The sequence below is a fragment of the Bradyrhizobium sp. McL0615 genome (assembly GCF_049993905.1).
In the GTDB taxonomy this organism is placed as follows: Bacteria; Pseudomonadota; Alphaproteobacteria; order Rhizobiales; family Xanthobacteraceae; genus Bradyrhizobium.
In genome coordinates, this window is sequence record NZ_CP188254.1 from 2,472,483 (window position 1) to 2,496,180 (window position 23,698).

22 protein-coding genes and 1 pseudogene are annotated in these 23,698 nt (G+C 63.7%); 9 read left to right on the plus strand and 14 right to left on the minus strand.

Translation table 11 applies throughout. The annotated features are described in order from the left end of the window. Positions 1–59 precede the first annotated feature (59 nt). The 7 genes from ACPPVP_RS11880 to ACPPVP_RS11910 all read left to right on the plus strand — a co-directional run bounded on the left by ACPPVP_RS11880 (position 60) and on the right by ACPPVP_RS11910 (position 9,443). On the plus strand, positions 60–1,511 hold the full coding sequence (locus ACPPVP_RS11880) for a cell wall hydrolase (protein WP_426534324.1): 1,452 nt from the start codon (positions 60–62) through the stop codon (positions 1,509–1,511). A 309-nt stretch (positions 1,512–1,820) separates the two neighbouring features. Beyond that, positions 1,821–3,077, plus strand: a complete 1,257-nt coding sequence (locus ACPPVP_RS11885; protein ID WP_426534326.1) for an MFS transporter — start codon at positions 1,821–1,823, stop codon at positions 3,075–3,077. Between the two features lie 43 nt (positions 3,078–3,120). After that, positions 3,121–4,107: an MDR family oxidoreductase gene (locus tag ACPPVP_RS11890; RefSeq protein ID WP_426534328.1), complete on the plus strand. Its 987-nt coding sequence runs from the start codon at positions 3,121–3,123 to the stop codon at positions 4,105–4,107. Positions 4,108–4,214: 107 nt separating this feature from the next. Continuing rightward, positions 4,215–4,826 carry a hypothetical protein gene (locus ACPPVP_RS11895; protein WP_426534330.1) on the plus strand — a complete coding sequence of 204 codons (612 nt, stop codon included), beginning with the start codon at positions 4,215–4,217 and terminating at the stop codon, positions 4,824–4,826. 227 nt (positions 4,827–5,053) lie between these two features. Further along, positions 5,054–5,287: a DUF6894 family protein gene (locus tag ACPPVP_RS11900; protein ID WP_426537806.1), complete on the plus strand. Its 234-nt coding sequence runs from the start codon at positions 5,054–5,056 to the stop codon at positions 5,285–5,287. 161 nt (positions 5,288–5,448) lie between these two features. After that, positions 5,449–7,137 carry a methyl-accepting chemotaxis protein gene (locus tag ACPPVP_RS11905; RefSeq protein ID WP_426534332.1) on the plus strand — a complete coding sequence of 563 codons (1,689 nt, stop codon included), beginning with the start codon at positions 5,449–5,451 and terminating at the stop codon, positions 7,135–7,137. Between the two features lie 335 nt (positions 7,138–7,472). Next, entirely contained in the window at positions 7,473–9,443 is a 1,971-nt protein-coding gene (locus ACPPVP_RS11910; RefSeq protein WP_426534334.1) for a methyl-accepting chemotaxis protein, read from the plus strand. A gap of 19 nt (positions 9,444–9,462) precedes the next feature. On the opposite strand, the gene ACPPVP_RS11915 is transcribed toward ACPPVP_RS11910, so the two are convergent. The 7 genes and pseudogenes from ACPPVP_RS11915 to ACPPVP_RS11945 all read right to left on the minus strand — a co-directional run bounded on the left by ACPPVP_RS11915 (position 9,463) and on the right by ACPPVP_RS11945 (position 16,877). Further along, positions 9,463–10,437 (minus strand): zinc-dependent alcohol dehydrogenase family protein, encoded by a 975-nt coding sequence (locus ACPPVP_RS11915; protein ID WP_426534336.1) that lies wholly within the window; start codon positions 10,435–10,437, stop codon positions 9,463–9,465. Positions 10,438–10,486: 49 nt separating this feature from the next. Beyond that, complete coding sequence (locus tag ACPPVP_RS11920) at positions 10,487–11,062, minus strand: TetR/AcrR family transcriptional regulator (protein ID WP_426534338.1); 576 nt, start codon at positions 11,060–11,062, stop codon at positions 10,487–10,489. A 45-nt stretch (positions 11,063–11,107) separates the two neighbouring features. Continuing rightward, positions 11,108–13,799, minus strand: a pseudogene (locus ACPPVP_RS11925) (DUF2339 domain-containing protein). Between the two features lie 345 nt (positions 13,800–14,144). After that, on the minus strand, positions 14,145–14,651 hold the full coding sequence (locus ACPPVP_RS11930) for a tyrosine phosphatase family protein (protein WP_426534340.1): 507 nt from the start codon (positions 14,649–14,651) through the stop codon (positions 14,145–14,147). Positions 14,652–14,738: 87 nt separating this feature from the next. After that, positions 14,739–15,362 (minus strand): hydrolase, encoded by a 624-nt coding sequence (locus tag ACPPVP_RS11935; protein ID WP_426534342.1) that lies wholly within the window; start codon positions 15,360–15,362, stop codon positions 14,739–14,741. Continuing rightward, on the minus strand, positions 15,359–15,985 hold the full coding sequence (locus ACPPVP_RS11940; RefSeq protein WP_426534344.1) for a DNA-3-methyladenine glycosylase I: 627 nt from the start codon (positions 15,983–15,985) through the stop codon (positions 15,359–15,361). The genes ACPPVP_RS11935 and ACPPVP_RS11940 overlap by 4 nt, the downstream gene beginning before the upstream one ends. Positions 15,986–15,995: 10 nt before the next feature. Then, positions 15,996–16,877: a YgfZ/GcvT domain-containing protein gene (locus ACPPVP_RS11945; protein WP_426534346.1), complete on the minus strand. Its 882-nt coding sequence runs from the start codon at positions 16,875–16,877 to the stop codon at positions 15,996–15,998. A 147-nt stretch (positions 16,878–17,024) separates the two neighbouring features. Here ACPPVP_RS11945 and ACPPVP_RS11950 point away from each other — a divergent pair, with 147 nt between their 5' ends. Beyond that, on the plus strand, positions 17,025–18,359 hold the full coding sequence (locus ACPPVP_RS11950; RefSeq protein ID WP_426534348.1) for a dihydroorotase: 1,335 nt from the start codon (positions 17,025–17,027) through the stop codon (positions 18,357–18,359). 138 nt (positions 18,360–18,497) lie between these two features. Here ACPPVP_RS11950 and ACPPVP_RS11955 read toward each other — a convergent pair whose 3' ends face one another. From ACPPVP_RS11955 to ACPPVP_RS11985, 7 genes are all read right to left on the minus strand, one after another. Continuing rightward, positions 18,498–18,764, minus strand: a complete 267-nt coding sequence (locus ACPPVP_RS11955; protein ID WP_426534350.1) for a hypothetical protein — start codon at positions 18,762–18,764, stop codon at positions 18,498–18,500. 151 nt (positions 18,765–18,915) lie between these two features. Continuing rightward, entirely contained in the window at positions 18,916–20,286 is a 1,371-nt protein-coding gene (locus ACPPVP_RS11960; RefSeq protein ID WP_426534352.1) for a sigma factor-like helix-turn-helix DNA-binding protein, read from the minus strand. Next, positions 20,277–20,555, minus strand: coding sequence for an RNA polymerase sigma factor (locus ACPPVP_RS11965; RefSeq protein WP_426534354.1), 279 nt, complete (start codon positions 20,553–20,555; stop codon positions 20,277–20,279). The genes ACPPVP_RS11960 and ACPPVP_RS11965 overlap by 10 nt, the downstream gene beginning before the upstream one ends. 94 nt (positions 20,556–20,649) lie before the next feature. Then, positions 20,650–21,285 carry an HAD family hydrolase gene (locus ACPPVP_RS11970; RefSeq protein ID WP_426534356.1) on the minus strand — a complete coding sequence of 212 codons (636 nt, stop codon included), beginning with the start codon at positions 21,283–21,285 and terminating at the stop codon, positions 20,650–20,652. 3 nt (positions 21,286–21,288) lie between these two features. Next, on the minus strand, positions 21,289–21,666 hold the full coding sequence (locus ACPPVP_RS11975; RefSeq protein ID WP_426534358.1) for a TIGR02301 family protein: 378 nt from the start codon (positions 21,664–21,666) through the stop codon (positions 21,289–21,291). Between the two features lie 62 nt (positions 21,667–21,728). Further along, positions 21,729–22,148, minus strand: coding sequence for an NUDIX hydrolase (locus ACPPVP_RS11980; protein WP_426534360.1), 420 nt, complete (start codon positions 22,146–22,148; stop codon positions 21,729–21,731). Between the two features lie 92 nt (positions 22,149–22,240). Next, positions 22,241–22,753, minus strand: a complete 513-nt coding sequence (locus ACPPVP_RS11985) for a hypothetical protein (protein ID WP_426534362.1) — start codon at positions 22,751–22,753, stop codon at positions 22,241–22,243. Between the two features lie 62 nt (positions 22,754–22,815). Here ACPPVP_RS11985 and ACPPVP_RS11990 point away from each other — a divergent pair, with 62 nt between their 5' ends. Further along, complete coding sequence (locus tag ACPPVP_RS11990) at positions 22,816–23,577, plus strand: SOS response-associated peptidase (protein WP_426534364.1); 762 nt, start codon at positions 22,816–22,818, stop codon at positions 23,575–23,577. The last annotated feature ends 121 nt before the right edge of the window (positions 23,578–23,698 follow it).

Below are 23,698 nucleotides of genomic sequence, written 5' to 3' on the forward strand. Positions count from 1 at the left end.
AAGATCGAATTGCACGGATGTACTGACGTTCGATCGTGTAAGCGTTGCGTGAGCGTACAATGTTTTTGTTGCGTAGCCAGCCGAAGGGCGCGCGGTTCGCGCTCTTCGGCCTCGGTCTTTGCGTCTTCGCATTGATGCCGACCGAGATCGGATATCAGGATATCGCTTCGCTGCTGGCGCGCCAGCCCGGCGTCGCCGAGCGCTGGCAGAAGCGGGTGTTCTCCTCCGCCGGTACCATCCAGGTCGCAACATTCTCTTTCGGCCGTCCGATCGGAACCTCTTCGCCGCAAACCGCGACCTATCGCCTGGCGAGCCTCGACAATCAGGGCATCGACATCACCGGATCAGTGACGCGCAACCCGATCGTCGCGCCGCCGCCACGTTTTCACGCCGCCGATTTTCCCAAGGTCGACCGTACGCTGAAAGGCGATCGTCTCGTCGTCACGCCGCCGCCTGCGGAAACCGCAAGCCCTACAGAGCGCGCGCCCGCGACCGAGGACCCCGCGACATCGAATTCGTCGGTCAAGGGCGCCAAGACCGCCGAGACGGCGCCGTCCGTCGAGCGTGCGCCGCTCGATCCGGAGCTGCAGGCCGCGCTGAGCGCGCCGCCGCTGGGGCAATTCGATATGTCGCTGTCGCTCGAAACCAGACCGCAGGACGATCTCAAGATTGCTCCGGAAAAGCGCGAGGCCGCGCGCACACCTGCGCCGCCGCGCAATGGTTTCTCCTTCAAGACCTCGAGCCTGTTCTTTGGTTCGTCGCTCGGCTCGCCCGAGAGCATGGAGCGCTGGCGGCCCGGCGAAGAGCCCGTCATCGTGATGCCGGGCGCCGCTCCCGATCCCGACATGAAGGTGATGGCCTCGCTGCCGGTCGATGCCGACGGTCCGGTGCGGGCCGGCGAGATGGGCGAGAGCGTTGCGCCGAAGGGCGAGGTCAATTCCGACAACCAGCGCGCCAAGACGCCGGCGGAACGTCTCGGCCTGTTCGACGACAAGTCGCGCGCCAAGTCGGAGAAGTGCCTGGCTGAAGCCGTCTATTTCGAAGCCCGCGGCGAAGCGGTGCGGGGCCAGATCGCGGTGGCGCAGGTGGTGCTGAACCGCGCCTTCTCCGGCAAATATCCGGAAACCGTGTGCGGCGTGGTCTACCAGAACAAGCACCGCCATTTGGCCTGCCAGTTCACCTTCGCCTGCGACAACAACAAGGACGTCATTCGCGAGCCCGACATGTGGGAGCGCGCGCGGAAGATCGCGAAAGCGATGCTCGACGGCCAGCTCTGGTTGCCGGAAGTCGACAAGTCGACGCACTACCACGCCTATTGGGTGCGGCCGTCCTGGGTCAATGAAATGAAGAAGATGTACAAGACCGGCGTGCACACCTTCTACCGGCCGCGCGCCTGGGGCAACGGCAGTGACGCGCCGAGCTGGGGAAGCCAGGCCGAAACCGCAGCGATCTCCGCCCGGCTCGCCGAAGCCGCACAAAGTTCGGCCGAGCAGGTGAGCGCGAAACGGTAGCTCCGTTGTCGTCCCTGCGAAAGCAGGGACCCATAACCACCGGCGGTGGTTGTTGAAACAAGATCGAACGGCAGGCACTTCCTTAATTCGCGCGGCCGCGGCGTATGGGTCCCTGCGTTCGCAGGGACGACGTCTCGGCGGGGGCTACGCCCACCAAATTGCTCTCATTGCCCTCGCTAATTTTGCAAGGCTGCCCTGCAGCGGAAAATTTTTCTCCGTGGCCCCCTTGGGCTTTTCATGCAATTGCATTAACTCACCGTAACGTTTCGCCTGGCGGTTCCGGGCGCCGATGGTCCAGGGGGAAACATAATGTCAGCAACGACCGGCGACCTCAGTCCATCTTCCGGGCTTGGCACCTGGCGCACCCCGCTCGTCATCATCATCTGTGGATGCCTGATTGCGCTGCTGAGTTTTGGGCCGCGCTCGAGCCTCGGCTTTTTCATCCAGCCGATGGGCCGCGAGTTCGCCTGGGGACGCGACGTCTTCGGCCTCGCGCTGGCGCTGCAGAACCTGTTGTGGGGCCTCGGCCAGCCGATCGCGGGCGCCATCGCCGATCGTTTCGGTATAATGCGGGTGATGATCGTCGGTGCGCTGCTCTATGCCGGCGGTCTGCTCCTGATGCGTTATTCGACGGCGCCGCTGTCGCTCGATCTCGGCGCCGGCGTGCTGATCGGCTTCGGTCTATCCGGCTGTTCGTTCAATCTGGTGCTGTCGGCGTTCAGCAAGCTGTTGCCGCCCGAGAAGCGCGGCTTCGCGCTCGGCGCCGGCACCGCGGCCGGCTCGTTCGGACAATTCCTGTTCGCGCCGTTCGGCGTCGCGATGATCGACAATTTCGGCTGGCAGGCGGCGCTGACGGTGTTCGCTCTCCTGATGCTTTTGATCGTGCCGCTCTCGCTCGCGATCGCGACGCCGCCGTCGACTGCGCCGGCCTCGAACGCGCCCGCCGCGGATCAGCAATCGTTCAAGACTGCGCTGGCGGAGGCGTTCGGCCATCGCTCCTATGTCCTGTTGGTGCTCGGCTTCTTCACCTGCGGCTTCCAACTCGCCTTCATCACCGTGCATCTGCCGGCCTACCTGGCCGATCGCGGAGTTGCCGCGTCGACCGGCGGCTGGGTGGTCGCGGCCATCGGTCTCTTCAACATCATCGGCTCGCTCAGCGTCGGCTGGCTGCAGAACAAATATCCGAAGCGCTATATCCTCTCGATCATCTACCTTGCCCGCGCGCTGTCGATCCTGGCGTTCATCTCGTTTCCGATCACCACCTTCTCGGCGATCGTGTTCGGCGCCGCCACAGGCCTGACCTGGCTCTCGACGGTGCCGCCGACCTCGGCGCTGGTGGCACTGATGTTCGGCACCCGCTGGTTCGCAACGCTTTATGGCTTTGCCTTCGTTAGCCACCAGGTCGGCGGCTTCCTCGGGGTCTTGCTCGGCGGCGTGGTGTTCGAGCAGTTCGGCTCCTACACGCCGATCTGGTGGCTCTCGATCTTCTTCGGCGTGCTGTCGGCGCTGATCAACCTGCCGATCGTCGAAGCGCCGGTCGCGCGCCCGGTTGCACAACCCGCCTGATGCGGTAAACACTCCCGACAGCGAAAAGTCTCGGGAGTATGCCGTGGGTACGTTCAAGGCCATCAGGATCGACAAGGCGGAGAAGGGCACCACCGCCGCGCTGACGCAGTTCGACGAAGCCGAGCTGATGGAAGGCGACGTCACGGTTGCGGTCGAGTGGTCGACGCTGAACTACAAGGATGGCCTGGCGGTCACCGGCCGGGCGCCTGTGGTGCGGCGTTTCCCGATGATCGCCGGTATCGATTTTGCCGGCACCGTCGAACAATCCTCACATCCGGCGTGGAAGGCGGGCGACAAGGTCGTCTGCAACGGCTGGGGCATGGGCGAGACCCATCTCGGTTCCTATGCCGAAAAAGCGCGCGTCAAGGGCGACTGGCTGGTGCGGCTGCCTGACGGCATGTCCACGCGCGAGGCGATGGCGATCGGTACCGCCGGCTATACCGCGATGCTGTCGGTTCTGGCGCTGGAGAAGCAGGGCCTGACGCCCTCGAGCGGCCCTGTCGTGGTGACCGGCGCCGCCGGCGGCGTCGGCTCGGTCGCCACCGCCGTGCTTTCCAGGCTCGGCTACCACGTCATTGCATCCACGGGGCGGGTGTCGGAGGCCGACTACCTCAAGGGGCTCGGCGCCGCCGAGGTGATCGACCGTGCCGAACTCGCCGGGCCCGCCAAGCCGCTGGCGAAGGAACGCTGGGCGGGTGGCGTCGACAGCGTCGGCTCGACCACGCTCGCCAACCTGCTTTCGATGACGAGATATGGCGGGGCAATCGCGGCGTGCGGCCTTGCCGCCGGTATGGATTTGCCGTCCTCGGTCGCCCCGTTTATTTTGCGTGGAGTGTGCCTTCTGGGCATCGATTCCGTGATGTGTCCGCTGCCCCAGCGCAAGCTTGCCTGGAACCGGCTTGCCATCGATTTGGACAAGGGTAAACTGGCTGAAATTACTCAGGAAATTAACCTTGACCAAGTGATTGGAACCGGTGCTCAAATCCTCGCTGGCCAGGTCCGCGGTCGAATCGTGGTAAAAATTTTCTAACGGCGTTCAGACTTTGCCAACCAACCTGCTCCAATGTTGCCACGGTTGGTATGGTAAGCACGGGGTAAAGGTGGGCGCCCGCGCTATTGTAAAGTTGGAGTAGCAGCATGCTTGCGCGTTTGTTTCTGGGGGCCGTTACGGCCGGTGCGATGATCTTTCCTGTGCTGGCCGGGAGCATGAATGCCGACGAGGCGCGCAGGTTCGTGAATGGCAAGGTATTCGCCTTCACGTGCTTTGACGGCACCCGTGGCGCTGGCCGTATCATGGACGATCTTGGCGCGGCTGGTTCTGTCCAGTTCAGCGGCTCGGGCCCGATCCGCCATGTGCGCCTGCCCGGCAACACGCTCCAGATTCGGGGCCAGGCCGTTTGCGCTTCAATCAAGGGTCTTCCGTTCGAGCCGTGCTTCAATCTCGACAAGCGCGACGACCGCTCGTTCCGCGGCTCCGTCTCGGGCATGGGCTTCGCCTATTGCGATTTCCGCCACCAGGGTGCCTCGCAGATGCTGATGGCGCGCTCTGTGGCGCGGCCGCGCTCGCTGCGTCGCGAGGAGCCGTCGCGCGCCGCTGATGCACGCGCCGAAGTGACGGGGCGGGTCGAGACGCCGGCGGTCGAGAGCGCCAGGCTCGAGCCGGTGAAGGCCGAGCCGAAGGTGGAGCAGGTCAAGTCTGAACCGGCCACGTCCGAGAGCGCTCCGGAATTGCGCCGCTCGACCGATTGATCGCGGAAAACCGTTTCCGGGATCGCAACAACCCACCCAGCGATTGAATGGGCGTGCCTCGGTCAGAGTGCCGGTGCCCGGCCGGTGATCAGCGGTCATCCCGGCGATTGGCGCGGCGCGAACCCGTAGTCATACGGGCTGGCGCATTCATGTCCCGGTAGCGAATCTCATTCCAGGTGGTGACCGGCGAAGAAGGCCGGGGGGCGGGCCAACACATGAGATCAATCATGCCGCTGTATTTTTTTCGGATCAGCCACGGCCGCTATGCCGGCGCGTCCGATCAGGGGTCCGAATTTGAAAGCCGCGAGGCCGCCTGGACCGAGATGACCCGGGTCTGCGGCAACCTCCTCGGCAGTCTTTCGCGCGGCTTGAAACAGAACGCCGAATGGCAGATGGAGCTTCTCGACGAAGCCAAGCGGCCGGTTTTCCGGATTCGCCTTGTCGCCGAATCCGTTGGTTAGCTCTCGCCTGCGCCTCCACACCGCGTAATTTTACGGACTCCAAGTTAACCGTCGCTTCGAACCTGATGCGTACGGTTGCCGAATATTCCCGGCGCATCGAAGATTGACGGCAATCCTTCATATTCCACGGCGCCCGTCTCGAACGTTTGAGAGAGCCAGCCATGTCCGCACTTTCCATCCGCGCCAAGGTCATCGCCGTGATCGCATTCATGCTGATCGCGATGTCCGGTATGGGCTTCCTGGCGATCCACAGCATGCAGGTGATCAACGCCCATACGGTGGAAATCGCCTCGAGCTGGCTTCCGAGCGTCCGGGTGTTGGGTGAACTGCGCGCAGACATCAATCTGTTTCGTATTGCGCTCCGCGCGCATGTGATGGCGGAAACGCTGGAGGCGAAGGCCGCCAACGACAAGAGACTGGCCGGCATCCTGGAAAGGATCGCAAAGGATCGCAAGGCTTACGAGCCGATGATTACCTCTCCCGAAGAGCGTTCGATCTACCAGAACTGGGCGAGCGCCTGGGACAAGTACATCACCGGCGTCCAGGAAGTCATCGAGTTGTCGCGCGGGAGTATCGGGCGGATTCCTCATGAGGCGAGCGAAGCGATCTCCAAGAAGGTTGCGGTCATCGCCGCCGAATCCGATACATTCCTCGAGAAGGGCATCAATCTCAACAACACGGGTGCGGACACCGCGACACGGCAGGCCGCTGAAGGTTATAATTTTTCATTCTGGCTCGTATTGAGCATTGTCGCCGCTGTCATCCTCTGCGGCGTCGGCATCGGAATGTATCTGGTCCGCGACCTTTCGAATGGTATCGCTTCCATCGTAAAGCCGATGCAGGCGCTGGGAAGCGGAGACCTCTCCGCCGAAGTGAGGCGACGCGGCGAGAAGACCGAGATCGGCGCCATGGCGGACGCCTTGCAGGTGTTCAAGGATGCGCTGATCGCCAAGAAGGCCGCCGATGAAGCCGCCGCCCGCGATGCCGAAGCCAAGATCGAGCGCGGCCGTCGCGTCGACGGCATCACGCGGGACTTCGAAGCCATGATCGGCGAGATCGTCGAAACCGTGTCGTCAGCCTCGACCGAACTCGAGGCCTCCGCGGGCACGCTGACCGCGACCGCGGAGCGCGCGCAGGAACTCGCCACCACCGTCGCCTCGGCCTCGGAAGAAGCTTCCACCAATGTGCAGTCGGTCGCATCTGCGACGGAGGAAATGGCGTCCTCCGTCAACGAGATCAGCCGGCAGGTGCAGGAATCCGCGCGGATGGCCAGCGACGCGGTGGATCAGGCCTCAAGGACCAACGATCGGGTCGGCGAATTGTCGAAGGCCGCCGCCCGCATCGGCGACGTGATCGAGCTCATCAACAATATCGCGGGCCAGACCAACCTGCTTGCGCTCAACGCCACCATCGAGGCGGCGCGTGCCGGCGAAGCCGGCCGTGGCTTTGCGGTCGTTGCGTCCGAAGTGAAGGCGCTGGCCGAACAGACCGCCAAGGCCACCGGCGAAATCGGACAACAGATCACCGGCATCCAGGCTGCGACCCAGGATTCGGTCGGCGCTATCCAGGAGATCTCGGGCACCATCGGAAAGCTGTCCGAAATTTCCTCCGCGATCGCAGCCGCCGTGGAAGAGCAGGGCGCGGCGACGCAGGAAATCTCCCGCAACGTGCAGCAGGCCGCGCAGGGAACGCAGATGGTCTCCGCCAACATCACCGACGTGCAACGCGGCGCGAGCGAGACGGAGACGGCCTCGTCACACGTTCTCTCCGCAGCGCAGATGCTGTCGGGTGACAGCACCCGCCTCAAGCTCGAGGTCGCCAAATTCCTCGAGTCGGTGCGCGCCGCCTGAAGCTGGACGTCCAACGGCCGCCGGTCGCTTCTGCCCCTTTGAGCATGGCCCCGTCGCGATCGGCGCCAGGCCAATTTGTCTCATCCCTGCGCCCGGCCTTAACATTCTCGGCCCGCACCCACGTGTGCATTTGCGTCATAAGTGTAGATTTTAGCGAAGGTTTTACGTGTTCTCGGTAATCCTACGGACTCGGCGTTAAGACTAATCAGGAAATTCAAACTGTATTGATAGTGCCTCTCAGTTAGGCATTTCCGCGGTCGCAACGGCGCAGACCAAGGATAGGCGGATTTGCGTTGGCCCGAATTGCTTCGATTTTAAGACATTAGGAAACCCTCATGCGTGGCTTTTCCGTTCGTCTCACCCACAAGGTCATGGCAATCGGCATTGTCGGACTGACCGGGCTCCTCGCATTCGGGGCAATCTATCAGGTTGGAAGCTGGTCGCAGGACGCATCGCGTACGATTGCGAACAGCGCGCGGGAAATTTCCGATCTCAGCAAGCAGCTTTCGATCGAAATGCTCGAAGCCCGGCGCAACGAGAAGAATTTTCAGCAGCGCCGCAATGAGACCTACGCGAAATCGCATTCCGAGCTGGTGGTCAAGATCGATCGTGACTTCAGCCGACTGGAAGAGTTGACCAGAGCCACTGGCCTCGGCGCACTTCAGGAAAAAGTCAGGCCCGCGCACGAAGGCTTCAAGAAATATGCCGCCGATTTCGTGAACCTGGTGGGGGCAGAGATCAAGCTAGGCCTCAATGAGACTTTGGGCCTGTCCGGTGCGTTGCGCGGCGCCGTCCATGATATCGAGACTAAGCTCAAGGAGATCGACGATCCGCGTCTGACCAGCTGGATGCTGATGATGCGTCGGAACGAAAAAGACTTCATGCTGCGACGCGACCCGAAATATGTCGCGGAGATCAAGAAATCCGCCGCCGAATTCTCTAAAGCGCTTTCCGCGGTGGCGATTGCTCCCCCGGTCATGGCTGAGATCACCGCGAAATTGGCGACGTACCAGAAAGAGTTTGCGGCATGGGCTGAGACGGCCCAGCAAACCGCGGCTTACGACGACGGCATGATGAAGACGTTTCGGGGCTTTGAACCCTTGATGGTCGAAATCGCGCAGGGCGTCGAGCGGCGCTACAAGGAGGCCGAAGCGACCGAGGCGTCGACGCGCGATGCCGTGAGAAACTGGATGCTGATTGCGTTCGCATTATCCGTGGTCCTGGTATGTGGCCTGTCACTTCTGATCGGCCAATCGATCTCAAAGGCATTGGCCTCGATGGTATCGGCCATGACACGGCTCGCCGGCGGCGATGTCGGGATGGCGATCCCGGGTCTCGGCCGACGCGACGAGATCGGCGAAATGGCCGGCGCGGTCGAGGTGTTCAAGAACAATATGGTTGAAGCCGAGCGGTTGCGCGCGGAGCAGCGCGACGCCGAAGCGCGGCAGGCGGAACAGCGCAAGGCGGACATGCGCGAGCTCGCCAATGCGTTCGAAGGTGCGGTCGGCGAGATCGTCGAGACAGTGTCTTCCGCTTCGACCGAACTTGAAGCCTCTGCCAATACGCTGACGAAGGCGGCTGAACGATCTCAGAGTCTGGCGACGACCGTCGCCGCCGCTTCCGAAGAGGCCTCCACCAATGTGCAGTCGGTGTCCTCGGCCAGCGAGGAGCTGACCTCATCCGTCAACGAAATCAGCCGTCAGGTTCAGGAATCGTCGCGCGTTGCCAGTGAAGCTGTGGACCAGGCGCAGAAGACCAATAGCCGCGTCAGTGAGCTGTCGAAGGCGGCAAGCCGCATCGGCGATGTGGTCGAGCTGATCAATACCATTGCCGGCCAGACCAATTTGCTGGCCTTGAACGCCACGATCGAGGCCGCACGCGCCGGCGAGGCTGGCCGCGGCTTTGCAGTGGTAGCATCCGAGGTGAAGGCACTCGCTGAGCAGACCGCGAAGGCGACCGGCGAGATCAGTCAGCAGATATCGGGCATCCAGGCCGCGACCCAGGATTCGGTGGCGGCGATCAAGGAGATCGGCGACACCATCGGCCGCATGTCGGAGATTTCCTCGACCATTGCCGCCGCCGTAGAAGAGCAGGGCGCGGCAACGCAGGAGATCTCACGCAATATCCAGCATGCCGCAACCGGCACGCAGCAGGTATCCTCCAACATCACGGACGTGCAGCACGGCGCAACCGAGACCGGATCGGCCTCGGCTCAGGTTCATTCGGCGGCGAAATCGCTGTCGAGCGAAAGCAACCGGCTCAAGCTCGAGGTCAGCAAGTTCCTCAACTCGGTCAGGGTAGCCTGATCGCTCGCGGCCGCCCGACTCAACCGGGCGTGAAAAGTGCCTTGCCGCGATTTTTTGAGGCCACGGCCACGGCTTGGGCGATTTGCCCGAAGCTGAACGTGCCGGCAACCGGTGAGCTGATCGCGCCCGACGCGACGAGCGGCGTCAAGCGATCGTACATCGCGGTGATCTTGTCTGATGTGGCGGCGTCGAACCAATTGGCCAGCCAGAATCCGCGGATCGATACATCGCGGAATATCAGGGGTTGTGCGGGGCCGACGAACGGCTTGCCGCTCATCGCACTGTAGAACACCAGAACACCTTTTACCGCCAGACAACCCAGCAGGTTCATCGTCGAGGTATCGGCAACGCCATCGACGGCGAGCGCGATGGGTGCGCCGCCAGTTTCAGTTGCAACCCGCTTGGCGAGATCCGGTCCATCGACCAGCACGACGTCGCCGCCGATCGCCTTGATCTCGGCGACTACATCCTCACGCCGGACCACATTGACGGTCTTCAGGCCAAGCGATTTCGCGATCGCGATCAGCGCCCGACCGACGCCTGAGTTGGCGCTGTTGTGGATGACCCAGGCACCCGATGGCAGCGCGACGTATTCGGTCAGCAGCAGGTAGGCCGTCGCGGGATTGATGCCAAGCATCGCAAGTTGATGGATGTCGCCGCCGGCAAGCGGCCGCAGCCGGCTCCCGTCCGCCTTGATCCGTTCCGCCCATGCGGCGGACGGGTAGGGTACGAGCGTCCGGTCGCCTTCTTTCAGATGCGTGACGCCGCCGCCGACCGCGACGATACGGCCGACGCCTTCCGCTCCCACGATGCTGGGTAGCTTCGGCCGGTACCCGTACCGACCGGAGATCATCAGGAGATCGCTCATGTTAATGGGTGAGGCTTCCAGCGCGATCACCACCTCACCTTCACCAGGCGCTCCGACATCGGGAACGTCGACCAACTTCATCACCTCGGCCGGATTGCCGAACGCCTCGATCTGGATCGCTTTCATGACCATTCTCCCGGTTATGTACTACAAAGTACATAATGGAGATGTGCTGTCAAGCAAGCAGTTTCAAGGCCTGATCAAGCGTGGCACGAACGCGCGCCGCATCGGGCGCATCTTTGGCCAGCACCATCAGCCCGGTATAGATCGCCATGATCGTATGCGCGGTGGCGTCCGGATCGAAACCATCGGCGAATTGCGCGCGATCGGCGCGCAGCCGGTCTTGCAGCAGTTCCTCCAGCTTCCGGTTGAAGCTTTCGATCCGCTTGCGGACTTCCTTTTGCTCGGCCGCGCCGTCGGCCGATGTATTGATCGAAAGGCATCCGCGCTTGCCTTTGACGCCCGAACAGAGCGGGACAAAGCCGGTCAGCCAGCGGTGGACCGCGTCGCGGGCCGACGGGCCGTCGTTGATGATGCGTTCGGCATGGGCGACGATGCGCGCATGATAGCGCTCCAGAACCTTGAGGAACAACGCGTTCTTGTCGCCGAAGGCGGCATAGAGGCTCGGCTTGGCGAGCCCGGTGGCCGCGGTGATGTCGTCGAGCGATGTGCCCTGGAAGCCTTTTTGCCAGAACACATCGCGCGCGAGGTCCAGCGCCTCGTCGGGATCGAAACTGCGCGGTCTTGCCATCTGCCCTATGTACGCGACGCCAGAGAAATCGCAAACCGCACCGGCTTAGCCTGGTTCAGGCGCCGCGACCTGCCTGCGGAACAGGATCCGCTGGTACAGCCAGCCGATCGCCACCAGCACCAGGCCTAAGCACATGAAGGACAGCGCGCGATAGACGCCCGTGAGCGTCGACATGTCGATCAGGAAGGCCTTCAGGATCGTCAGTGCGATGACGATCGCTGACGCCAGCCGCGCGCGCTGCGAGTTGAAGAGAATGCCGATGCCGAGCAGCACGACGCCGAACGCCAGATACGCGATCGAGTAGGTGTATTGCTCGGCGCCGGTGGTCGGTCCGGTGGACAAGATGGGGCCGTGATAGATTCTGCGGATTTCGAACGTCACGTAAGCCAGCGCGAGAATGAGCGAGCCCGCGCGTGTTGGCGTAGGCGACGGGACGGCGGCCCGCCACCGCATAGGACAATAGCAGCGCGAGCACCGCGGGCAGTGCGTAGCCGAGCAGCAGCAGGTTGATAATGGTGCCTCCGACTTCGATCGACCAGAGAACCGGGTTTTCCAGCCCCATCAGCCCGAACAGCGCCGCAAGACCCGCGAATGCCGTGAGCAGGATCGCGCCGGCATTGTGAATGACGCTGCCGGTGCGGATGCGCAGGCGTTCCAGCCCGATCGCCATTGCGAGTGCGACGCAGACCTGCAGCGCAACCTCGGTGAGGTCGGCGCCTCCGCGATAAACGTTCCCATTGTTGACGGCGTGGCGGATTTCCATGAACGCCAGCAGCACCGTGAACAGGATCGCTGCCGCCTCCACGGTTCGTAGCGGCGCATCATCGCCACCACGGCGCAACAAAATGCTGCCGGCCCAGAACGATGCCGCCGGAATGCCGTAGCCCCACAATAGCCAGTTGAAGATCGGCGTCGTGCCGACGGCCTCGCCCACGATGCGCGGATCGTCAGCGATCCGCAGTACCACGATGGCAGCCAGGATCGCGGCCAGCGAGCGCAAGAACGGAATCGGCCGCTGCGTCGAAATCCAGGCGGTACCTGCCGACATCAACGCCAGCGCAATCGTGAGCCAGCCTTTTTCCAGCGCGAAGGTCAGCGCCAGCGCTAGTGCTGCGAGCGAGCCGGTCGCAAACAGCGCGATTGAAGCCTGCAGTCCCGGACGGTCTTCGCGCTTGGCGAGGATCTCGGTCGCGGTGGCATAGGCCGCGGCGAGCGCGACCGCGAGAATCGCGAACGGGATCGAACGATCGAGATGGGCGATGCGGGCGTAGAGTGCGACCAGCAGCGCGAGCGGCGTGAAGACCGCCGCAGCCGACCAGATCACCGGAATGATGGGTCCGACGGAGCGGCCCTGCGCCAGGAAGCCCGCCACACCAAAACCTGCGGCGAAGATCGCGGCCGAAATCAGATGCAGCGACACCGACCCGTCCGTGGCGTTCGGTCCGATGCCCGGCAGCGGGCCGCCGGGCAGCACCAGCATTTCCGAATTGGCGCGAATGGCCCATTCGGCGAATACGACAAACACCAGCGCAGCCGCAGCCCCGACCGCGCCGGCGGCGGCATCGCTGCGCCACGCGACCAGCAGACTGCCGGCCACCAGAAGGCCGAACACGATCATCGCGGTGTCGGCGTGGAAACCGTTCAGCACGATCAAGGTCGCGCCGAGCAGATAGGCCGCGAGCGAACCCGACGAGATCGGCTCGACCTGGCCTTCGTCCGCGGGTGGTCCGAACATGAAGCCGCACACCACCAGCAGCGCGGCGAGAATGAATCCGGCGAGCACATGGAACGCATGCGGGCCGACCATCGACGGACCGCATTGCAGGCAAGGGAAAGTCCACAACAGCGCAAACGCGATAGTGGTGACCGCAAGCCAGCGCCACAGCCTGATGCGCGCCAGGCCGAAAGCGGCAGCCGTGACGATCGCGAGATAAATGTAGAGCGCCCAGAAGTCCGGCTTGCCGGATGAGACCAGGATCGGCGTCGCGAATGCGCCGACGACGCCGAGACCGGCGAGCGCCGGCCCGTGCAGCAGCGCGGCGGCCAGCGTCCCCAGCGCCACCAGTCCCAGCAGGATGAAGGCGGTGGCCGGCACCAGGAAGCCGTACAGCGCATAGGCCGCGTACACCGTGGCAAACGCGACTGCCGTTCCGGCGGCGGTCAGAATGGCCGGGATATTGGCGATCGGCGTTGCTTCGATGGCGGAGATGCTTTCCTTGCGGCGGGTCCATTCGCCGGCCAGCAGCAGGGCCAGTGCGAACAGGCCGCCGAGCATCGTGCGGACGCCGGGGCCGAGCAGGCCGGCCTCGATCGAATAGCGGACCATGAAGAATCCGCCGAGTGCCAGCGTCAGTCCGCCGATCCACACCACCCAGCTGGTGCCGATCGTTTCCTCGAAGCCACGATCGGGCTGTGGCAATAGCGGTGGCGGTGCCGCCGCGCCGCCCGCGGCCTGCTCTGATGTCTCGGACGGCGCAGTGGGCGCGACGGATTCTGTGTCGGGAACGATGGGCGGTGGTGTCGGTGCGGCCGCGCGCGGGATCGGAGGCGGGGTCTGCTCGAACGTGTGAAATGGCGCGAGCGGAGGAGGCACAGGCGCAGCAGCGGCTGCCGGTGCCGCCTGGATTGCCTCCAGGCGCTGGCGCAACTCCGTCACCTGGTTCATGGCCTTCCGTGCGAAGACAAGGGCGACGATCGCAATCACGAGCGCGAAGAAAACGAAGGGGTCGTCGAACATCTAGCCTCCAGGCGGGCGCGTCAAAGCGTTAACCGGCCACGTCCGCAGCCTGGTTGCAATCCTGTGTGCGTCTTTGTCCGCTAAAAGTTCAAATCAAGCCCGTGAGGCGATGTCGCAGGCTCGTGCAAAGCGGATGGTATTTTCGCGCCATCCGCTCAGTTGACGGATGAAGTGGGGCATATGTGAAGTCCTCATCCTCAGGAGCTTGCGAAGCAGGCGTCTCGAAGGATGGCGGCAACGGGACACTCGCGGCCCATCCTTCGAGACGCGCCTTTGGCGCTCCTCAGAATGAGGTTGGGGCAAGTGGATGCAGTTGGAAGCATGACCGTGGCCGGCTCGCTGGCCCTATTCCAGATCAAGCTGGAACGGTCGGCCTTCGACCGTCATGCTGCCGGGGCCCATTTCGTCGAGCGCGCGCAGCATCCGGCCCTCGCGCCCCAGCGCCTTGTCGGCGAGGCTGACGATCAGCCGGTTGGGAGAAGCGATCGGCGAGCGGGCGCGAATTTGCCGCGCGATCTCGATCTCGTCGCGATGCGGATTGAGCATGCAGGCCGCGGCAAAGGCGCTCGCCGTCGAGCGGCTGATGCCGGCATAGCAATGCACCACCATCGGCGCGCTGCGGTCCCAGCTGCGGACGAAATTCAGGACCCTTTCGATATGATGATCTGCCGGCGCGACAAAACCGTCCATCTGCTCGGTGATGTCGTCCATCGACACTCTCAGATGGTTGGCCTCGAGCACCGAAGCCGGGCGCTGCACCTGATCGACATTGGCCATCACGGTGAGGATGTGGCTGGCGCCGGTGGTTCTTACGGTCTCGGGAAGTGCGGCAAGCGAACAGACGTGAAGCATGGCGATCCTTCGAAGCGTTCCCTGGCAGGCTTTGTCGCAATTATAGGCCCGCGGGCGGGTCGGTGAAAGCAGGTTTGCGCAGGGCGATCAACCGAGCAGCAGCTTGAATCGCGCCAAAAACTGCTTCTCGGCGCGAGCTGCGGTCCACGGCGTCAGATAATCGCGCACAGTGGGCTCGGGCAGGCCTGGATCCCGGCCGAACAGGCGCGTGGCCTCGCTTTCCGAAAATCCGGCCAGATGGGTAGCTTCGAGGTAGGCCGCGCCGCGATCGGCCGCCTTGACGGCCTTGGTGATGTCGTCCGCCACCACCGGCGGCAGGCCGAAGCGAATATGGATCGCCGCCAGCAGGCGCTTCTCCACCACCTTGTAGTCGCCGCCGAGCACGGCCTTGAACGGCGAGATCATGTCGCCGATGACATATTCCGGCGCGTCGTGCAGCAGCGCGGCGAGCCGAAAGCGGACGTCGACGCGCGGCATCTGCTCGCGCATGACGGTTTCCACCAGCAGCGTGTGCTGCGCCACCGAGAAAATATGCGCGCCGCTGGTCTGCCCGTTCCAGCGCGCGACGCGTGCCAGCCCGTGCGCGATGTCGGCAATCTCGATATCGAGCGGGGAGGGGTCGAGCAGGTCGAGCCGCCGCCCCGACAGCATCCGCTGCCAGGCGCGGTTGGCGATGCTGGACGATTTGCTTGCCGTTTTTCTTGCCGTCATTTGGTCTTGAGGCGGGGCTTGCGAAGTTTACCGCTGCAGTTCTCGTGGCAGAAGCAGGTGACCAGATGGTCGTTGACCATGCCGGTGGCCTGCATGAAGGCGTAGACGATGGTCGGGCCGACGAATTTGAAGCCGCGCGCGCCTAGCTCCTTTGAAATCTTGATGGAGATCGGCGTCGAGGCCGGTACACTCGCGGTGGTCTTGAACTGGTTGACCTTCGGTTTGCCGTCAACGAAGTCCCAAAGAAACTTAGAGAAACCAGGGCCTTCCTCCATGATCTTCAGATAGCCCTTGGCGCTGTTGACGGCGCCTTCGATCTTGGAACGGTTGCGCACGATGCCGGCGTCGTTCATCAGCGCATGGACTTTCTTTTCGTTGTAGCGGGCGATCTTTTCCGGCTGGAAATCGTCGAACGCCTTGCGGAAGTTTTCGCGCTTGCGCAGGATCGTGATCCACGACAGCCCGGCCTGAAAGCCGTCGAGGATCAGCTTTTCATAGAGCGCGCGGTCGTCATACTCCGGCACGCCCCATTCTGTGTCGTGATAAGCCATATAGAACGGGTCTTCGCCCGGCCATGGGCAGCGTGTTTTGCCGTCGGGGTGCAGGCGCGCGGATCGGCTCATCGGAATTTGCTCATGCGACCGTCTGCTTCGGCGGGATGCGAACGTCGTTCGGGTCGGTCAGCCGGATCGCAAGGCCGCCGGCCGTCAACGCCTGTCCTGCATCGAGCGCGTCCGCGACGCGGTCGATCCGGACCAGCGCGAGGCCATGGCCGCCGGCGGTCGATCCCATGGTGCCGACCTGCTTGTCGCCGCCGAGAACGGTGACCCCGGTTTCCGGCGAGAAGTCTTCGAGCGTAACGCGCACGATGCGCGTGCGCGCGGTGCCGCGATGCTGCATCCGCGACACCACTTCCTGGCCGACATAGCAGCCCTTGTCGAAATCGACGCCGTGCAGGCGATCCATATTGGTCTCGTGCGGAAACGCGTCGCTGTACATGAAATCGAGCCCGCCGCGCGGTACGCCCGTGGCGATGCGATGAGCTTCGTAGGCGTCGCTTTCCACCAGATCGGCGCCGATCAGTTCGGCCACCGTGTGTGTGAGGTCCTCGGGCGCGAGGATGCGCCAGCCCAGCGTCTCATGCCGCGGATCGGCAAAGGCGAGATCCGGCTTCACGGCTGGCTCCCCGTCCCATACCGCCACCACGCCCATATCAGCGGAGATGTTCTCCACCGTCACCTTGGCGCGCAGCTTGTAGAAGCCGAGCTTGTCGGCAAGGCCCTGCGCCAGCGGGAGCGGCACATCGATCAGAAAACCGCCGCCATGGCCGGCGGGAGCTTCGGTGATCAGGAAATCGACCGTAATTTTGCCCTGCGGTGTCAGCAGTGCGCCGAACCGGCCAAGGCCGGGCCGCAGCAGCGTGACGTCTGTGGTGACGAGGCCGTTGAGGAAGGTGCGGGCATCCTCGCCACTGACCTTGACCACGCCCCGGTCCGGAAGAAACGCTGCTTTCATAAGCTAAATCGGCCTCTTTTGACGTTCTCTTGAAGTTCCGGGGGAAACGCGGGTGATGGATACCCCATGCGAAGTTAAGGCGCTAAGGTGCCGCCAACAAGCCCCGCGACAGCCTCGAAGCGGCCGCCCAAGGACGATGAATCAGCGATGAATCAACGATTTGATACCATTCTAAAATCCGGCACCGTGGTCAATCAGGACGGTGAGGGCGTCCGCGATATCGGCATTTCCAATGGCCGGATCGCCGCGATCGGCGGGCTCGGGCAGGCTACCGCCGGCGAGACGATCGACTGCAAGGGGCTACATATTCTGCCCGGCGTGATGGACACCCAGGTGCATTTCCGCGAGCCGGGGCTGACGCAGAAGGAAGACCTCGAGACCGGCTCGCGCAGCGCCGTGATGGGCGGCGTCACCGCGGTGTTCGAGATGCCGAACACCAACCCGCTTACGGTCACCGAGGAGACGTTCACCGCCAAGATCAAGGCCGGACACCATCGCATGCATTGCGATTTTGCGTTCTTTATCGGCGGCACGCGCGAGAACGTTCAGGATTTGCCTGAGCTCGAACGTGCACCGGGCTGCGCTGGCGTCAAGGTATTCATCGGCTCCTCCACCGGCGCGCTGCTGGTCGAGGACGACGAAAGCCTGCGACGGATTTTCAAGGTGATCCGCCGCCGCGCCGCCTTCCATGCCGAGGACGAATACCGCCTCAATGAGCGCAAGCCGCTCCGCATCGAGGGCGACCCGCGTTCGCATCCGGTGTGGCGCGACGAGCCGGCGGCGCTGATCGCGACGCAGCGGCTGGTCAATCTGGCGCGCGAGACCGGAAAACGCATCCACGTGCTGCACATCTCGACCAAACAGGAGATCGAGTATCTGCGCGACCACAAGGACGTCGCGTCCTGCGAGGCGACGCCGCATCATCTCACCTTGGCCGCGCCCGAATGCTACGAGCGGCTCGGCACGCTTGCGCAGATGAACCCGCCGGTGCGCTCGGCCGATCACCGGGAGGGCATCTGGTATGGCATCGAGCAGGGTATCATCGACGTGCTCGGCTCCGACCACGCGCCGCATACGCTGGAGGAAAAGGCCAAGACCTACCCGGCCTCGCCTTCAGGGATGACCGGGGTGCAGACGCTGGTGCCGCTGATGCTCGATCACGTCAACGCCGGACGGCTGTCATTGGCCCGTTTCGTCGATCTCACCAGCGCCGGCCCGGCGCGGCTCTACAACATCGCTCGCAAGGGCCGCATCGCCGCCGGCTATGACGCCGATTTCACCATCGTCGACCTGAAGCGAAGCGAGACCATCACCAACCAATGGGTGGCGTCAAAGGCGGGATGGACGCCTTACGACGGCGTGCGCGTCACCGGTTGGCCGGTCGGCACCTTTGTGCGCGGCCAGCGTGTGATGTGGCAGGGTGAGGTGATGACGCCGTCGACCGGCGAGCCGGTGCGGTTTCTGGAGACGCTGAAGGCGTAGGGGCTGTTTCCGCTCACACGACCGTCGTCACCCGCGAAGGCGGGTGACCTAGTATTCCAGAGACAGTAGCGATTGAATCGAGGAGCCGCGGCGTACTGGGTCATCCGCCTTCGCGGATGACGACAGGGGAGCTTGCAGCTACTGCTTCGCCAGCTTCAGCGAAAACTCGCCATTGCGAACGCGCCCCGACAGACCTTCCGCGAATTTCGCTACCGCATCCTCGCCATAGGTCGAGACCAGTTCGGCCAGCGCCGTGAACAGGCTCGCCTGGGCGAGGCAGTCGCCGTCGACGCCTTCGTGCCGCGCGTCGGCCCAGGCTTCGCTCAAATAGCTCAGCGCAGTCTGCTTCTGCTCGAGGTCGGGAAGCGGGTCGCAGGCGATCGGCGTAGGGGCTGGGCGGCTCATGAAACTCGACGAAATTGGCGCGCGAACCAGGGCGGAACGCGTCGTAACACGACAAGCTGTAGCACGCGGCGGTGATCCGCCTAGACCACATCTTTAGGAAAGGTTAACGGCGGCCCGAATGTGAGGCGGACGGGAAATGGCCGTTTGAACCTCAGGCCCGTCTCCCAGCGGCTCGGATTTCGTCGATGCTTCCCGCAAAATAAAGTGCTTCCGCGGGAAGGTCATCGTGCCATCCATCGAGGATTTCGCGACAGCTGCGAAGCGCATCGGTACGGCTCACGTGAGAACCCGGGCGTTTCGTGTAGGGCTCGGCCACGAAAAATGGCTGCGAGAAGAACGCCTGTAATTTCCACGCCCGTTCCAGCTCGATCGGATCGGTCTCGATGTGCTGATTTTCCTGGGCGGCCCGACTGAGCGCGATTGCCGCGCGCGCCCGCCTGGCGATATCCAGTTCCTCCGCACCCAGCAGGCTGTCATCGAGCAGCCGCGACCGAGCCGTCAACAGGTCAATTCCGGGATAGTTCTTTCGAAGGATCATGTCGCGCGTGAGGTGGATGACGGTGTCGACCGATGCCAGCTTGGCGAGTTTCTCCGTCGTCCAGGGTTGAAGCTCGCCGCCAACAAAGAATGTCTGGACCGATCCCACCGTGCCTTCGCTGTACCCTTCCGCTTTCAGCTCTGCAGCGATCGAGCGATTCTCGTCGAGCGACGGCGGCCAGATCTCCGATGGCGGCGGAAAGAGCATGAACATGGTGACCGGGCGGTCGCCCTTGCTGATCCGGCGTACGATCTCCTCCATCACGACGGTGTTGCCGCTGCCGTACTCGCCGGCAATCGCGACGCTGCCGCCGGCGCGGATTGGACACATCACGTCGATTACCTTGATGCCGGTCTCGACGACCTCATTGGACTGGCGGCCGTCGGTGGTCGCCGCCACGAGCAGCGGAAGCAGCCGGTCGAGCTGCATCTTGTTGATCGGCGCTGTCGACCTGCGGCGCGGATTCAGCACGGTGGCGCCTCGCGGCAGCGCCGGCATTGACGTAGTTGCAATACCGCGCACGAGGCCGCCGCCCGGCCGCTGCATGACCTGAATCGTAACCCCCTGTTTCCGTGCTTCGTCGCTGACAACGAGCTCGCTCATCAGATCCGGCGGCGAGGCCGGGTCGAACAGGGCTTCCACCATGTCGCCGCGGCTCTCGATCAGGCGGCCGATGCGGCTGGCGAAATCATCGGGCAGTCCATTTGCGTGCAGCGTATTGGTGACCATTGTCAGCATCCTTTGTTTCAGGCGGGTGCGTGCAGCGTGCAGACGATTGTTGATGGTCGCGACCGACAGGCCGAGGAACGTTGCGACGTCCTGATGCGAACACTCGTGAACGAAGAACAATGTCGCGGGCTCGCGCAACGAGGCCGGTAGCTCCGAAATGGCGGCGAGCGCGGCGGAGGCCTGGCGCCGCTGCTCCAAAATGCGTTCGGCCGACGGATCGTCGCTCGGCGCGTCCTCGCCCTCGGTCAGCGGCACGGTATGCAACTGTTTCCGGCGCAGCACGCGGAAAGCATGGTGGCGGACAATTCCCCGGAGCCGCCGGGGAAAGCAGAGGGCTCGGCGAGCGTGGCAAGCCCCGACCATGCGGCCACGAAGGCCTCCTGGACGATGTCCTCGGCCTGCTGGAAATCGTGGACCTGGGCCAGCGCTGAGCCGAAGGCAAAATGCTGGAAGCGCCGCGTCAGTTCGACAAAGGCGTCGACGTCGCCCTTCTGCGCCTTGCGAACCAGTCGTTCGTGATCCATCGCCATACCCTCTCACCACAAGGTGCCGGGGAGGGCAGTCTACCTTTGGAGGGGAGCAAAAAAATACTGTCGGGCGGGCGTCCGCCGGACAAACTCAGGAAATGCAGTCCAGAATCGCGCCCGGCGTCGCGCAAACATGCTGTGCGCCGGCCTCGATCAACTCATTCCGGCTGCCGTAGCCGTACAACACGCCGATGCCCTTCATGCCGTTGTTTTTCGCACCGACCATGTCGTGGCTGCGGTCGCCGATCATCAGGGTTTTGGCCGGATCGACCGACACCTCTTTCAACGCGTGTTCCAGCAGGTGTGACTTGTCCGCGCGGGTGCCGTCGAGCTCGGCACCGAACACGCGCTCGAAATGCTGGCGCAGGCCGAAATGGTCGATGATGCGGTCGGCGAACACGTGCGCCTTGCTGGTGGCGACGAACAGCCGGTGACCGGACGCGCGGAGCGTTGTCAGCACGTCGCCGATGCCGTCGTAGACGCGGTTCTCATAGAGGCCGATGTCGGAAAATCGCTCGCGGTAGAGCGCCACCGCGCGATCGGCGTCGCGATCGCCGAGCATCTTCACAAAACTCGAGCGCAGCGGTGGGCCGATGCACCAGGTCAGTTCGTCCTCGGTCGGAATCGTTGGATGATCAAGCTTTTGCAGGGCATATTGAATCGAACGGGTGATGCCCGGCTTCGGGTCCGTCAGCGTTCCGTCGAGGTCGAAATAGATCGTGTCCATGGTTCAATTCGCGTAGCGCGCGGTGAGGTCGCGCGAAATCTTCGAGCCTTCCTCGATATATCGGCGGATCGCGACCGAGGCCGCGGGCGTGCAGGTCCGGTAGGTCTGCTGAAAGCCGTTATAGCCGCGGTTGAAGCCCGCGATCATGCGGGCGCGGCGGTCGCCGGACGGCGTTTCGGCATCGATCAGCGCCTGCATTTCGTTGCGCCATTTCGCCCCTTCATTGGAGCCGCAAATGCCCCGGAGGTAGTGCAGGGTGCCGAGGATCTCGGCCAGCCGCTGCAGTTCGCCGTCAAACGGCGCGGCGGCATCCTGGGCCCGCACGGGGGCCAGATGGCATGCCGAAATGAGGATGAGGGCGGCGAGGGCGTGCTTGAGCATTTGAGCGCCGATATGCCCCCTCAATACGCCCGAGGCAAGGTGGGAGGCCCTCGACGGGACGTCTAGACCAGCTTCCGGGCGGCCTCGATGACCTCCAGGAGGCCGCCGGTGACCTTGAGGTCGCCGAGCCCGTCCGGGGCCAGCCATTTGAAATCGTCGTGCTCGTCGTTCAGGACCGGCTCCCGGGCCGTCCAGCGCGCCGCGAACGACATGATCACATAGTGCCCGCCGCCGCCGGCCGCGGGCAGCACCTCGCGCCAGCCGGCCAGGCCCAGAATCTCGATTCTCAGGCCCGTTTCCTCGTCCACCTCGCGGTGGAGCGCGGTGTGCAGCGATTCGCCGAATTCGACCCGGCCGCCGGGGAACGAGTAGAAGCCCATGCCGGGCGAGCGGGCGCGGCGGACCAGCAGGACCTTGCCGTCGCGGAAAATCGCGCCGCTGACGGCGAGCTGGGGGCGGGTCGGCTGGACGGGGGGAGCCAAGGGGTGATCCGGTACGCAGGGAACTTGCTGCGATCATGCCCGATCGGTTCGCGCAGGTCTAATCCGGCAGGCTGCGGCGAGGCGTAAAACGGTTAGTTCGACATCGCGGCTTCGACGTCATTGTCGGAGTTGCCGTTGATGACGCCACCGGCCAGCGCCACCAGCGGCTTGACCCAGGCGGTGGCCTGTTCGGCCAGCGTGGCGCGGGTCTTGTCCTGCTGGGCCTCGCGCATGGCGTTGCCCACCGCGGTCAGGATCGAGGTCATGGTGGCCGTGAGATTGTCGAAATTGGCACGGACCTTGGGATCGGCGCACTCATAGGCCTCGATCGCGAGGTCGCGGGCCTTGAAGTTGGAGGCCCAGAAATGCTCGGCGTAGGACAGCGGGGTCCAGGTGAGGAAATCCTCCGCGCATTCCGGCATGTCCGGTACCATTTCGAGCAGCATGACGGCTTCGTTGAAATGATTCAGGTAGTCGGTGGCGAGCCCGGTGCGGGGATTGATGTTGGCGGCGCGCAATTGCTCCGCGCGAGCCTGGTCTATACGGCTCGTCGGTGGCGGCATCGGGCGATCGGATCGCGCATCTGTGGTGGCCATTGAGGTCATCTGCCCCACTGTTAACATCTGGGGTTAACACTCGTTGAACAGCGGCTTATCTTGGTCAGATAATGTGCGGACGTTTTGTAATTACCTCTCCACCCGAGGCACTCCGGCAGATTTTCGGCTATCTTGAGCAGCCCAATTTCCCGCCGCGGTATAATATCGCGCCTACTCAGCCCGTTCCGGTTGTTATCCTGGAAAATGGCGGCCGCCATTTTCAGCTGATGCGCTGGGGGCTGATTCCGTCGTGGGTGAAGGATCCCCGTAAATTTACGCTCCTGATCAACGCCCGCTCCGAGACTGTGCGTGAGAAACCGGCGTTCAAGAATGCCATCAAGCGGCGGCGTTGCCTGATACCCGCGGACGGCTATTACGAATGGCAGGATGCCAGCGGCCGCAAGCGGCCGTTTTTCATCCATCGCCGCGACGGCCAACCAGTCGGCTTTGCCGCGCTCGCGGAGACCTGGATGGGGCCGAACGGCGAGGAGACCGACAGCGTTGCCATCGTCACCGCGCCGGCCAGCCGCGACCTCGCAGCGCTGCATCACCGTGTGCCCGTGACGATCGCGCCGGAGGAATTCGAGCGCTGGCTCGACGGCCGCGCGTACGACGCCGATGACATCATGCCGCTGCTGCGCGGACCGGCTGAGGGCGAATTCGCCTGGCACGAGATTTCCACGCGCGTCAACCGCGTCGCCAATGACGACGCGCAACTGCTGCTGCCGATTACCGACGAGGAGCGGGCGGCAGAGGCGCCGAAGCCCGCGAAGGCCGCGCCGCGCAAGGCGATGGTGACGCCGGAGGATGACGGGCAGGGTTCGTTGTTTTGAGGCAGTATTTGTCGGGTGGGCAAAGCGACTTGTCCGCCGTAGCTCGAAGAGCGAAGGCGGAAGCGTGCCCAATGATTGCGCTCGCTGTCAGACCTCATCCTGAGGAGCCGCGTAGCGGCGT